This window comes from Algoriphagus sp. TR-M9, assembly GCF_027594545.1.
In the GTDB taxonomy this organism is placed as follows: Bacteria; Bacteroidota; Bacteroidia; order Cytophagales; family Cyclobacteriaceae; genus Algoriphagus; species Algoriphagus halophytocola.
The window spans coordinates 1,803,736-1,815,872 of record NZ_CP115160.1 but is presented as its reverse complement, the minus strand read 5'-3'; the positions used below and the strand labels follow the sequence as shown (position 1 = coordinate 1,815,872).

Genomic DNA, 12,137 nt, shown 5'->3' with positions numbered 1-12,137 from the left:
GCCCCCCAAAGAATTTACTAGGCTATGCCTCACAATTGATCATTTCATCCTTAGCCAAGCCGTGAAAAAACTGTATTTTCACATTTTAGAAAATCGCCAGACCAAGCATGCAAAAACGTACTTTCCTTAAATCCCTCGGACTACTTACAGCCACACTGCCTCTTGCCTCCTGGGCTGGAAATCGTTCAGATTTTGACCCGAAAATTATTTTACCCAAAGGCATCAATAAAGGAGAGACAGTAGGTCTGGTCAGTCCATCCGCAGCCACAGCAGATCGTATGCAATTTATATATGCAAAAGAAGCTTTGGAAGCGTTGGGTTTTCAAGTTAAGCTTGGAGAAAACCTCACTAATCGCTATGGGCACCTGGCCGGTACAGATGCACAGCGTGCCGGAGATTTGAATGCCATGTTTTCTGACCCAGAGGTCAAAGCTATAGTGAGCATCAGAGGAGGCTCGGGAGCAGCCAGAATTTTACCCCTGCTGGATTACCAGGCTATATCCAAAAACCCTAAGCCACTGCTCGGCTACTCCGATATTACGGCTCTTCACTGCGCTATACAAGCACAAACTGGGCTGCTGACCTTTCATGGCCCCATGGGTTCCGGTAGCTGGAACAGCTACAACGTTTCTCAATTTGAGCGAATGTTCTTTGAGCAAGAGCTCATCGAATACATCAATGAACAGCCCGAAAGTGATGATTTAGTTATCAAAACCAATAGAATACAGACACTGAAGGGTGGAAAGGCACAGGGTAAAATCCTAGGAGGAAACCTTACTGTGCTCACTGCTCTTTCCGGCACTCCTTACTATCCGGACTTTAAGGATGCGATTTTATTTTTGGAAGATATAGGTGAGGATCCATACAAGGTGGATCGTATGATGAGTACTTTAAAACTAAACGGCACATTGGATTCCATCAAGGGCTTTATTTTCGGACAGTGTACCGACTGCACTCCTGGCGGTGGCTATGGATCCTTAACTTTTGATCAGGTGATGGACGATTACATACTTCCGCTAAATATCCCTGCTTACACTGGCGCAATGTTTGGACACATTGCTAAACAGTTTATCATACCAGTAGGAGCCCAAGTAGCCATGGATGCCGATGCAGGCACCTTCAAACTGCTGGAACGGGTTTTCCAACCTTAACCAATCGACCATGAAATTAACCCTAATCAGCTTGGCACTTCTGAGTATTTTTTCCTGCTCCAGTACCAAGTCCATGCAACCTGATAACACCCCCGACCCGATGAATCCTGAAATTCCTGACACTTCAAATCAACTTACCTACCTGGCACTGGGCGACAGCTACACCATTGGTGAAGGGGTCAGTGAATCAGGCAGATATCCAAACCAACTCCTAGCAAGACTCAATGCCGAGAACCCTAAATCCTGGGCAGAGGCTAAAATCATCGCCCAAACCGGCTGGACAGTAGATGAGCTGGACAGAGGAATCAATGCCCAATCCATTGAGGGAGAAATCTACGACCTAGTGACCCTTTCCATAGGGGTCAATAACCAGTACCGAGGCCTAGCAGTGGAAGATTACCAAAAAGATTTTGAGCAAATGCTACTTCGTGCTATCCAATTTGCCGGGATTAACTCAAATCATGTGGTGGTATTATCCATCCCAGATTGGGGAATTACGCCTTTTGCTGACCAAAGTGGCAGAGACCAAAATCAGATTGCGGCAGAAATTGATGCATATAACCAAGCAAAAAAAGAAATTTGCGAAAAACATGAAGTAAAGTACATTGACATTACTGCCCAATACAGAAGTGTAGGTGCCCGACCAGAAATGCTCGCTGCGGATGGCCTGCACCCTAGTGCCGAACTCTATAAGCTTTGGACCGAAAAGCTATACGAACATATCCAAACGCTAAATTTCTAAGCCATGAAGTCAATATTTATTCTATTAATAGCAGTGAGTTTAGGGGCAATTTCCTGTCAAAATGAAAATGATGAACTGGTAGAAACCTGGTTTATAAATAGCGCAAAAGTTGATTGCACGGGGGCTGGCCCCATGAAATGCCTTCAAATACAGAAAGGGGAAGAAATCCAGTCTGGTGAGTGGATGTTTTTTTACGATTCCATTGAAGGGTTTGATTACGTTCCAGGCCATATCTACCAGATCAAAGTCAGAGTATCGGACAAGGAAGGAGAAATCCCAATGGATGCCAGCTCAAAGAAATACGAACTAGTGTAGGTTGTGGCTAAGAACCCTGACCCAAAATTGCGCCTGACCAACATTTGGAAAGTGCTTAAAGTAGGAAACATTGAAAACCCAAAAGATTACAAGAGTGGTGAGGCATTGGCTTTTGAATTTGATGCTAGCGCAAAGACCTACTTTGGCAATGCAGGCTGCAACACTATCCGGGGAGCAATCAAAGAAAATGATGGGGAACGCCTGCTTCTAGGGCCGGGCATGAGTACCATGATGGCCTGCCCAAACATGGAGGCTGAAAACGAAATTAAGCAGGCTTTAGAAGCCGCTCGTTCTTACCAGATCCAATCAAATACCCTAAGTCTTCAAGACAGCGTAGGAAATACTTTAATGACATTTCAAGCCATTGATTAATTTTGATTTTAAATGAAAATTATCTGCATAGGCCGTAATTATGCGGCACATATCGAAGAATTAAAAAATGAAACACCAGGCGATCCAGTGGTGTTTTTGAAGCCTGATACTGCACTGTTGAAAAACGGGATGCCTTTTTTCTATCCTGACTTTTCGAAGGACATTCATCACGAGGGAGAGTTGGTACTGAAAATCAGCAAAGAAGGAAAGTACATTCAAGAGAAATTTGCGCACCGGTATTTTGAAGAAATCGGCTTTGGCGTGGATTTTACAGCCAGAGACCTGCAAGCTCAGTGCAAAGCCAAAGGACTGCCTTGGGAGATTGCCAAGGGCTTCAATGGCGCTGCACCGATTGGGAAATTTAGGGCAGTAAGTGACTTTGAAGACCTTGGAAACATTGATTTTCATTTGAATATCAATGGAGAAACCCGTCAAAAGGGTAACACTTCGCTAATGCTCTTTGATTTTGGAACTATCATAGCGTATGTGTCACAGTTTTTTACCTTGAAAAAAGGTGACCTGATCTTTACCGGGACTCCGGCGGGAGTGGGACCTGTGCAGGTTGGTGACCAGTTGGAAGGATTTATCGGGACAGAAAAGCTGCTGGATTTTGAAGTTAAATAACCTACCCTACTCCTTTCTATTACTTTTTCTGGCCATTTCCACAGTTTCCCTGGCACAAGAGATTGATCATGATTACTTCAAATCACCGATCAAACCTGGAGGGAGAAATTACCTCTCTGGAAATTTTGCGGAATTGCGCCCAAACCACTTCCATACCGGGCTGGACTTCAAAACCGGAGGCCAGGAAGGTGAACCCATTCTCGCCGCTGCCGATGGCTGGGTACATAGAATCAAAGTATCCTCTTTCGGGTACGGAAACGTCATTTACCTGAAACACCCAAATGGTAAAATCACCCTCTATGGGCACCTTCGTAACTTTAATCAAGAGCTCAGTGCCTTCATGCGAAAGAAGATGTATGAAGCCAAGGTCAATGAACTGGAAGTGTACCCGGAACCAGGGGAATTACAGGTAAAACAAGGCGAAAGAATTGCTGATAGTGGGAACACCGGAGGTTCTGGAGGCCCCCACCTGCATTTTGAGATTCGGGACAGTTTGGATAGAGCAGTGGATGCACTTCCCTTTGGTTTTGAAGAGGTACTGGACCGCACTCCTCCCACCCCGCAATCCATCGCGATTGTACCGCTGGACATAGACTCCCGGGTAAATGGGAAATTTGAGCGACTGGAAATTACTCCCGTGTCCTCGGGACGAAATTACCGCCTCCCATCCACAGTGAAAATCACAGGGCGAGTAGGCTTAGAAATCCGCAGTTATGATCAACTGGACGGCGCCAGCAATAGAAATGGATATCCCTATTTTGAATTAGCAGATAGTACTGGGACTCTTTTTAAACTGCTGGTCGACAAGGTAGATTTTAACCTAAGCAGGCAGTTTTTACTGCACACTCATCAAAACCGATATACGAAACTGTACAAACAGGAAAACCTAAAATTTGAATTCTTACATCCGAATACACCAACCACGGGACACCTGGAATTGGCCCAGGGAGTGAGAAAAGACTACATACTGACTCTGAAAGATGCCAGGGGAAATAAGCGTGAGATCGGTATTTCCTTAGAGGGAGAAGAGCAGAGTTTTACGGCAAATGATGGCGTGGCACCCTCTAGGGCTAGCATTGACTACCTGGACAATATCCTGAAAATCCAGGCACCCATCAGTCCTAAAGGAGGCTTGGCCAAATTCTTTGTAGGGACCAATACCTTTGAGATGCTACCGGTCTACCAGGATGCAAATAGTAGAACTTACCTATGGGACATGGATTTTGGGATACCGGAGAAAGTGGATATATGTTCGGAGCTATTGACACTTGGGGTTCAGGCAAAGATTCCTGCAGGTAAGCAATATGCCTATGCAGATGAAAATGTGCAGATCCACTTTGGTCAGGAGACAGTCCTGGACGACCTATTCCTACGGGTTTCCCAGTCGGGAAGCTCCTCCGCTCCCACACTCCAAATCAACGATCGCTCGGAATACCTCTGGCGGTCCATGGAGATCAGCTGGAATCTCCCAGGCTACACCGGACCCAAGGATAGAGCTCATGCATATCTGGTCAACGGAAATTCCAAATCCTTTTTAGGTGGGACATGGAGCGGAAATCACCTGAATTTCAACAGCAGGTATTTTGGGGATTTCAAGATTTTGGAAGATCATGCAGCACCTAGTATTTCTGTTGTTCGGGTAAATAGCAGTGATTTACGCTTTGTGATTAGGGATAATTTGTCAGGGATTGATAGCTTTGAAGCTTATGTGGACGGAGAATGGGTTTTGATGCGCTATGAGCATAAGCAGGCCGTGATTTGGTCCGAAAAATTAGAAAATAAGCCTTTCAAAGGAGAAGTTTTGCTAAAAGTTCACGATAATGCTGGCAATACTGCCGAATGGAAGGGAACGATTGGTTAAATTAGACGCCTTAAATAAAACGATATGACATTAAAAGTAGGGGAATTGGCCCCAGATTTTGAAGCAAAAATCGAAACAGGAGAAACCATTAAACTAGCTGATTACAGAGGCAAAAAGGTGGTTTTGTATTTTTACCCTAAAGACAATACACCCGGCTGCACAGCAGAATCCTGTAATTTAAGAGACAATTATGATGCCCTGATCAAAGCCGGATACGTGGTACTCGGCGTCAGTTCTGACTCAGAAAAATCTCATCAGCGCTTTATAGAAAAGCAAAACTTACCCTTCTCTCTCATCGCAGATACTGACCTGAAAGTCCACGAGGCATTTGGCACCTGGCAAGAGAAAAAGAACTTCGGTAAAACCTACATGGGTACCGTAAGGACCACCTTTATCATAGATGAAGAAGGAAAGATCGAAGAGATCATCAGCAAAGTAAACACTAAAGAACATACCTCTCAAATACTCAAATAAACCTATTAAACATGGAAAAAAAATCGATCGAACAACTCGAGCAAATCGCATCTCAGGTGCGCCGGGACTGTCTACGCATGGTTCACGCCGTGCAATCTGGACATCCGGGTGCATCTCTAGGCTGTACAGAGTTTTTTACAGCTCTATACTTTGACCAGCTAAACCACAATTCTGATTTCAAAATGGAAGGAAAAGGTGAAGACCTGTTTTTCCTTTCCAATGGGCATATTTCGCCGGTATGGTATTCCGTATTATCCAGGTCAGGGTACTTTTCTCCAGAAGAAATGAAAACCTTCAGAAAACTGGACTCAAGATTACAGGGACACCCTGCCACAGAAGAAGGCCTTCCAGGCATACGCATCGCTTCCGGTTCTTTGGGACAGGGACTTTCTGTAGCTATAGGAGCAGCGCAGGCCAAAAAGATAGACGGTGATGACAGTACAGTATATGTACTGATGGGAGATGGTGAGCAAGAAGAAGGACAAATCTGGGAAGCAGCGATGTATGCAGCTCACTGGAAAGTGGATAATTTGATAGCCACTATAGATCTCAATAGACAACAAATCGATGGCCCTACAGAGAAGATCATGGATTTGATTGACCTGAGAGCAAAGTATGAATCTTTTGGATGGACTGTGATAGACACCCTGAAAGGAAACGACATGAAGTCCGTAGTAGAAGGTCTGGAAAAGGCTAAGAGCCTAACCGGAAATGGAAAACCGATTTTGAACCTGCTGCATACCGAAATGGGCTATGGAGTGGATTTCATGGTAGGCACACACAAATGGCACGGTGTAGCTCCAAGTGATGAGCAGCTCGCAGATGCTTTGGGACAGCTACCAGAAACCCTTGGTGATTACTAAATCGGATATTTTTAGACCCTTTATTCAAAAGAAAACATGGAAAACACATTGGATTTAAAATTCAACTATACAGAAAAAAAAGATACTCGTTCAGGTTTTGGTGATGGCTTTCTAGAAGCCGGCCGCAAAAACCCGAATGTGGTTGGGCTATGTGCCGATTTGATTGGCTCATTAAAAATGGGTGCTTTTCAAAAGGAATTCCCAGAGAGATTCTTCCAAACGGGAATAGCAGAAGCCAATATGATGGGGATTGCTGCAGGTATGACCATCAATGGCAAAATCCCTTTCACAGGTACTTTCGCAAACTTCTCAACAGGCCGAGTATATGACCAGATTCGTCAGTCTATTGCCTATTCGGGCAAGAACGTCAAAATCTGCGCATCTCATGCAGGATTGACTCTAGGGGAAGACGGTGCTACCCACCAGATCCTGGAAGATATGGGCATGATGAAAATGCTTCCCCATATGACCGTGATTAACCCTTGCGATTATAATCAGACAAAGGCTGCTACTATTGCCATTGCTGAGTATGAGGGACCTGTGTATCTTAGATTTGGACGACCATCCTGGCCGATATTCACTGATCCAGCACAGAAATTTGAGATCGGTAAAGCATGGAAAATGATAGAAGGCACCGATGTGACTATCTTTGCCACAGGACACTTGGTTTGGGAAGCGGTGGTTGCTGAAGCCATGTTGAGAGCTGAGGGCATCTCCGCAGAAGTAATCAACATCCACACCATCAAGCCACTGGACGAAGAGGCAATTCTGGATTCAGTAGCGAAAACCGGATGTGCTGTATGTGCCGAAGAACACCAGTACAATGGTGGCTTAGGTGACTCTGTAGCTCAGACTTTGGCCAGAAACAATCCTGCTCCAATGGAATATGTAGGTGTAAACGACAGCTTCGGTGAGTCCGGCACCCCTACTCAGCTACTAGACAAATACGGACTGGACGCTGCGAATATAGTAGCAGCAGCTAAGAAAGTACTGGCAAGAAAGTAAACAGATACCATGATTGCTGCTATAAAAGAAGGAGCATCATCTTTAAAACCACAGCTTGGAGGTAGGCTGTGGTTTTTTTATATCCAAAAGGCAAATTTCACTTCGGCTTTATTACCAGCAATCATTGGAGATAAAGTCTGAAGTTTTAGGAAAGGAGCAATGAACTATGGTCCATGTTCGCCACGGTGACGGACTGCGTGGACAATTATCCGTTGCTATTCATCCACATTTTGGTGTTACTGGCAGGACTGCGGATAACTATTTATAAAACAACCTACCTGTCCTCAGCTCCATTTACACGAAATACATTTTTAAAGATGTTAATTTCATTAACTCAGTGATTTTAACGATCTTAGATAGGGATTTAAGTTCAGATCCATCCATGGTTATGAGTTATAAACCATGGTGAATAACTTTTCTCAAGCTGACTTTTCACTTAATAGCATGATAGTTATGAAATCTCTCCTTTTTCAATTGGTTTTCGTGTTTCTATCTATGAATGTGATTTCCCAAGAAATCAAGCAATCATCACCAATCCTATTGATCTATGACGCCAGCGGCTCTATGTGGGCACAAATGGAAGGAAAAACCAGAGTTGAAATAGCCCGGGAGGTGCTTTCCACTTCCATTAACAAACTTCCAGATTCCCAACAAATCGGATTGATCGCTTATGGCCATAGGCAGAAAGGCGATTGTAAGGATGTGGAATACCTCGTACCTCTAGCTAACAGTGATAAAACTAAGGTTATAAATGAAATTCAAAAAGTCAACCCTTTAGGAATGACTCCTCTCGCCTACTCGGCAGCTATGGCGATCAATGAATTGAAAAAATCAGGAACCAAAGCTACTATTATCCTAGTGACAGATGGCATTGAATCTTGCGATGGAAATATCTGCCAGGTTATACAACAAGCAAAAGATGCAGGAATAGACTTTAAGCTTCATATTATAGGATTTGGTTTAAAAGAAGAAGAAACAACTGAACTAAGATGTGCTGCAAAATCCGGTGAAGGCCAATACTTTGATGCACTGAATTCTGACGGACTGTTGACAGCTTTAGATCAAGCTACCACTGAAACTGTAGATTTTCCGGCAGGAAACTATGGAATCAAAGTCAAGCTAAACGGGGAGTTAATAGATGCCTTGATCCAAGTCTTAGAGGCTGGAACACATACAAAAGTTTCCTTAAAAAGAACTTATAGAGATAGTGTATTGATTTCTTTGCCTGAAGGCATCTATGACCTGAAAATACAAGCACTAGAAAACACAAATTTACAACCAATTCTACTATCCGGTGTGTCAGCAGATCCTGATGAAATAGTATATAGAGAAATAAGTTTCGATGGAGGCAAGATGGTATGGACCACAACCAATAACGGAAAACCATGGGACTGCTCTATTAAAATTGTCGATTCGGAGACCCAAAGATCTGTAGCTGCTGGAAGAAGTTACGGTGAACCCAAGGAATTTGAAGTCAATCCAGGAACCTATGATGTGGTACTACTGGCATTGGGCATATCGGGTGAAAAAGAAGTTACCAAAGAAAAAGTAGTCATTCGGGCAGGTGAATCCCTAAGTCTTAACCATGATTTTCAAACTGGAACTGCTAAAATCGGGGCAGTGCATGGATCCGAACTCATAGATGCCACAGTTTATATCAAGGAGGCAACATCCAAAACAAATGTAGCTGGTATGAGAACCTACACTGCCCTGAGTAGCAATCATCGTGAGTTTATCCTCACTCCAGGAGATTATGAAGTTACGGTCACCCCGGTAGACAGAGCGTATGCAGGCAAAAAAGAAGTATTCCAAATGAAGGTGAGCCCCGGAAAAACAGTTGAAAAGACAGTTGAATTCTAGCCATGAATAAGTTTATCAAACCTTCAAGTTTTGCGTTCTACCTGCTGCTGTTTTTGCTGTCTTTTATCCTTGGGGCCGCAGGTGCTGGAATTGCAGGCGCCGCCGAAAACCAAGGATTAGCTGGAGGTGCCATTGTACTAGGATATGGGTTAATGACTGCGCTTGGTGGAGTTGTATTGGCATTGATAATCATCTCCAAAACAGAGGTAGAAAGAATCAAAAAGGCCAACTGGATTCTTTTGGGAATATTGCTTTGCATCTTTGCCATGTTAAGCTATAAATCCTATACCCGAGAGAAATCAAAGCAAAACAATCCCATAGATATTCAACCAAAGCGAGAGACAAATCCAGCTCCAACCCTGATGAGTCCAGTACATTATAAATCTGCTGGATCCAGAATGGGATTAGGACTTTTCTCTCCAAATTATCATGAAAACAAAGTTCTATATTTTTATGCGGTACAGCATTCTGACAAACCTATAGAAGATCAGCCTAAGCTGGACAGCATTACTTTTTCTCAAAATGAACATGGTAATTATACGATTGTGACAGCCCCGCCATGGCTAATGCCGGAGCACATGAAGCTCGACTATAATATTTTATACTTTAAGATTCTGCGGATTGGGAAAGACTACTTACAAATTGAAGGCAATACTGATACAAATCAGGCATTTTTCGTGTCCAAATGGAGTGGGGAAACCATTCTTTGGCCAGAATTTATTCTAAGTACTTTCATGTTGGAATTTCCTGAAGGAGAAAAACAACCCCTAAGGATCAAACCTTTAGATAATGCTTCAATCATACCGCATACATCTAGATATATGCGTGCAATTTCAATTCAGGATCATTGGGTAGAAGTAGAGGTATTAAATGAGCAGTGGAAGCCAATAGATTATGGATGGATCAAATGGAGAGATGAAAACAAGCTATTGATTCAATACACCTTACTCTCATAGCACTGGTTTTCATTACTTTATAAGTAATAATCTTAAAACAGCAATAACCTTAATTCTCAAAATCATCGTATATTCAAATGGCAAAACATGATACCATGAAAGAAAGTAAAAACATCAATTCACTGCTTAAGAAATTTAAAGAATCCACAAAATTCCATAGTGATAGAATCCATATTGTAGAAGTTGAAGACGGATGGTCTGCGAAGCGCGAAGGAGAGAAAAATGAAATCTTTACGGTTCCGACTAAAAATATAGCTATGGATGAGGTAATGAAACTCCCTCAGGTGAAAGGCATGGTAGTTCACCCTAAAAATGGAAAAATTGAATATATGGAATTTGAAAAATGAACAGCAAGCATGTTTTCATCAACTGCCCTTTTGACGACGCATATTACCCACTTTTAAAAGGGATATTTTTCACGTTGCTCTACCTGAATTTTAAGCCGAAGATAGCAGAGACCAGTGACTCTGGAGATATCAGGCTGATCAAAATTAAGGATCTGATGATGGACTCCAAGCTCTCAATACATGACCTTTCGCGGATAGATCCTCTTCACACCAACGAATACCCCAGAATGAATATGCCCTTTGAATGCGGAATAGATTTTGGGCTGAAACTATCTGGACTCAATGGCTACTCTGAAAAGAAATTCCTGATTTTAGAAAAAGAAACCTATAGGTACAGAAAAGTACTTTCCGATATTTCCGGAAATGATATCAGAGCACATCAGAATGACACCGAACAGGTAGTCAAAGCGGTGAGGGATTGGATTCGAGTTTTTTCAAATTCTATACCAAGACATCGAGAAATTTATTTAGCACTCAATGAATTCACCGGGTTTTACGAAGACACCTTAGAGAATGAAAACTATGATCCTTCGTCAATTACAGCGTTGACCTTCTCAGACACATTAGAAATAATGATGGATTGGATTAAAAAGTATAAAAAATTTAGATCTAATCCGTCCTGAATTTCCGAATAGGCTCATAAAATAGTATGTGACCCACATTTATTTCTTCGGCAGTCTGCTCCTATTAATCCCCCGACGTAAAATCTCAAAAAATAATTTTTGCAAGATCAGCTAAATTCATTTCTTTGAATAAGAATTAGCTATTCTCAAAGGCAGAAAATTGAAGTTCATTCTTACCCCATCACCTACCTATACCTATTCGAATGCTCAAACTAACTGAAGACCTTAGCATTATCAGGTTAAAACCTGAAGATCAGCCAGAATTATTGGAGCTTATGAAGGAAATATACATTCCTTCTTATAAGCACATTTGGTCTGATAATGGCCAGTGGTATTTGGAGCAGATGTACAATCCTCAGGCATTTCAGCAAGACCTGGCCAATCCAAACAGCCATTACTTTTTCATCATGTTTGAAGGCTGGAAAATAGGCATACTAAAGTATGATTTTCCGGAATCACCAGAATTGATCAATTTCCCAAATGCACTGAAACTTCACAGATTATACCTGAGCAAGGACTTTCAAGGCAGAGGAATAGCTGCCAAACTAATGAAATGGGTAGAGTCCGTCGCCAGAGAAAGAGGCCTGCAATACATGTGGCTAGAAGTGATGGACACCCAGCTTCAGGCACAGAAATTTTACAGAAAAGTCGGCTTTGAGTGGATTTTTACCTACCATCTGGATTATAAAAAAATGCTGACTAAATACAGAGGTATTCAGATCTGGAGGAAAGCTTTGAATTAACATTCGTTTCAAATGCTGGCTTTACTTCCGATTCTCGCTTAGAAATTTTATTTTCATGGATATACGCTTCCTTGCCAGTAAATATAAAGTACGACAGGTTTGAAGTTCAAATTTACGTACCGTGAACTGTCAACTCCGCACTGCCGACGATTATCCGCTGTGTAAAGTCATAAATTCAGCCTACTGGTAATATAGCGGTTC

The 12,137-nt window shown here is 42.5% G+C and carries 14 protein-coding genes; all 14 read left to right on the top strand.

Going from position 1 to position 12,137, the window contains the following annotated elements:
* Positions 1-107 precede the first annotated feature (107 nt).
* The 14 genes from PBT90_RS07910 (at position 108) to PBT90_RS07845 (ending at position 11,936) form a co-directional block, all read left to right on the top strand.
* Positions 108-1,151: a S66 peptidase family protein gene (locus PBT90_RS07910; protein WP_264809849.1), complete on the top strand. Its 1,044-nt coding sequence runs from the start codon at positions 108-110 to the stop codon at positions 1,149-1,151.
* Between the two features lie 10 nt (positions 1,152-1,161).
* Entirely contained in the window at positions 1,162-1,893 is a 732-nt protein-coding gene (locus tag PBT90_RS07905; protein WP_264809848.1) for an SGNH/GDSL hydrolase family protein, read from the top strand.
* A gap of 3 nt (positions 1,894-1,896) precedes the next feature.
* Complete coding sequence (locus PBT90_RS07900) at positions 1,897-2,208, top strand: DUF4377 domain-containing protein (protein WP_270132589.1); 312 nt, start codon at positions 1,897-1,899, stop codon at positions 2,206-2,208.
* Positions 2,209-2,211: 3 nt separating this feature from the next.
* Positions 2,212-2,580 carry an META domain-containing protein gene (locus PBT90_RS07895; protein WP_270132587.1) on the top strand — a complete coding sequence of 123 codons (369 nt, stop codon included), beginning with the start codon at positions 2,212-2,214 and terminating at the stop codon, positions 2,578-2,580.
* Positions 2,581-2,592: 12 nt separating this feature from the next.
* Positions 2,593-3,204 (top strand): fumarylacetoacetate hydrolase family protein, encoded by a 612-nt coding sequence (locus tag PBT90_RS07890; protein WP_264809846.1) that lies wholly within the window; start codon positions 2,593-2,595, stop codon positions 3,202-3,204.
* The gene (locus PBT90_RS07885) at positions 3,191-5,065 is read left to right on the top strand and encodes a M23 family metallopeptidase (protein ID WP_270132583.1); all 1,875 of its coding nucleotides are present in this window, start codon (positions 3,191-3,193) and stop codon (positions 5,063-5,065) included. Before PBT90_RS07890 ends, PBT90_RS07885 begins: the two co-directional genes overlap by 14 nt.
* Before the next feature lie 24 nt (positions 5,066-5,089).
* On the top strand, positions 5,090-5,539 hold the full coding sequence (bcp, locus tag PBT90_RS07880; protein WP_264809844.1) for a thioredoxin-dependent thiol peroxidase: 450 nt from the start codon (positions 5,090-5,092) through the stop codon (positions 5,537-5,539).
* Between the two features lie 11 nt (positions 5,540-5,550).
* Positions 5,551-6,402: a transketolase gene (locus PBT90_RS07875; protein ID WP_264809843.1), complete on the top strand. Its 852-nt coding sequence runs from the start codon at positions 5,551-5,553 to the stop codon at positions 6,400-6,402.
* Positions 6,403-6,438: 36 nt separating this feature from the next.
* Positions 6,439-7,407: a transketolase family protein gene (locus PBT90_RS07870; RefSeq protein WP_270132578.1), complete on the top strand. Its 969-nt coding sequence runs from the start codon at positions 6,439-6,441 to the stop codon at positions 7,405-7,407.
* Positions 7,408-7,860: 453 nt separating this feature from the next.
* Positions 7,861-9,267, top strand: a complete 1,407-nt coding sequence (locus tag PBT90_RS07865) for a vWA domain-containing protein (RefSeq protein ID WP_270132576.1) — start codon at positions 7,861-7,863, stop codon at positions 9,265-9,267.
* A 2-nt stretch (positions 9,268-9,269) separates the two neighbouring features.
* Complete coding sequence (locus PBT90_RS07860) at positions 9,270-10,223, top strand: hypothetical protein (protein ID WP_270132574.1); 954 nt, start codon at positions 9,270-9,272, stop codon at positions 10,221-10,223.
* A 95-nt stretch (positions 10,224-10,318) separates the two neighbouring features.
* Entirely contained in the window at positions 10,319-10,570 is a 252-nt protein-coding gene (locus PBT90_RS07855; protein ID WP_270132572.1) for a hypothetical protein, read from the top strand.
* Entirely contained in the window at positions 10,567-11,193 is a 627-nt protein-coding gene (locus PBT90_RS07850; RefSeq protein ID WP_264809838.1) for a hypothetical protein, read from the top strand. Before PBT90_RS07855 ends, PBT90_RS07850 begins: the two co-directional genes overlap by 4 nt.
* A gap of 203 nt (positions 11,194-11,396) precedes the next feature.
* Positions 11,397-11,936, top strand: a complete 540-nt coding sequence (locus PBT90_RS07845) for a GNAT family N-acetyltransferase (RefSeq protein ID WP_264809837.1) — start codon at positions 11,397-11,399, stop codon at positions 11,934-11,936.
* Positions 11,937-12,137: the final 201 nt, after the last annotated feature.

Excerpts from the sequence above, each read along its gene's own strand:
- PBT90_RS07910 (WP_264809849.1), top strand. The coding sequence starts at position 108 with ATGCAAAAACGTACTTTCCTTAAATCCCTCGGACTACTTACAGCCACA.
- PBT90_RS07905 (WP_264809848.1), top strand. The coding sequence starts at position 1,162 with ATGAAATTAACCCTAATCAGCTTGGCACTTCTGAGTATTTTTTCCTGC.
- bcp (WP_264809844.1), top strand. The coding sequence starts at position 5,090 with ATGACATTAAAAGTAGGGGAATTGGCCCCAGATTTTGAAGCAAAAATC.
- PBT90_RS07865 (WP_270132576.1), top strand. The coding sequence starts at position 7,861 with ATGAAATCTCTCCTTTTTCAATTGGTTTTCGTGTTTCTATCTATGAAT.
- PBT90_RS07870 (WP_270132578.1), top strand. The coding sequence starts at position 6,439 with ATGGAAAACACATTGGATTTAAAATTCAACTATACAGAAAAAAAAGAT.
- PBT90_RS07900 (WP_270132589.1), top strand. The coding sequence starts at position 1,897 with ATGAAGTCAATATTTATTCTATTAATAGCAGTGAGTTTAGGGGCAATT.
- PBT90_RS07890 (WP_264809846.1), top strand. The coding sequence starts at position 2,593 with ATGAAAATTATCTGCATAGGCCGTAATTATGCGGCACATATCGAAGAA.
- PBT90_RS07860 (WP_270132574.1), top strand. The coding sequence starts at position 9,270 with ATGAATAAGTTTATCAAACCTTCAAGTTTTGCGTTCTACCTGCTGCTG.
- PBT90_RS07850 (WP_264809838.1), top strand. The coding sequence starts at position 10,567 with ATGAACAGCAAGCATGTTTTCATCAACTGCCCTTTTGACGACGCATAT.
- PBT90_RS07845 (WP_264809837.1), top strand. The coding sequence starts at position 11,397 with ATGCTCAAACTAACTGAAGACCTTAGCATTATCAGGTTAAAACCTGAA.
- PBT90_RS07855 (WP_270132572.1), top strand. The coding sequence starts at position 10,319 with ATGAAAGAAAGTAAAAACATCAATTCACTGCTTAAGAAATTTAAAGAA.
- PBT90_RS07875 (WP_264809843.1), top strand. The coding sequence starts at position 5,551 with ATGGAAAAAAAATCGATCGAACAACTCGAGCAAATCGCATCTCAGGTG.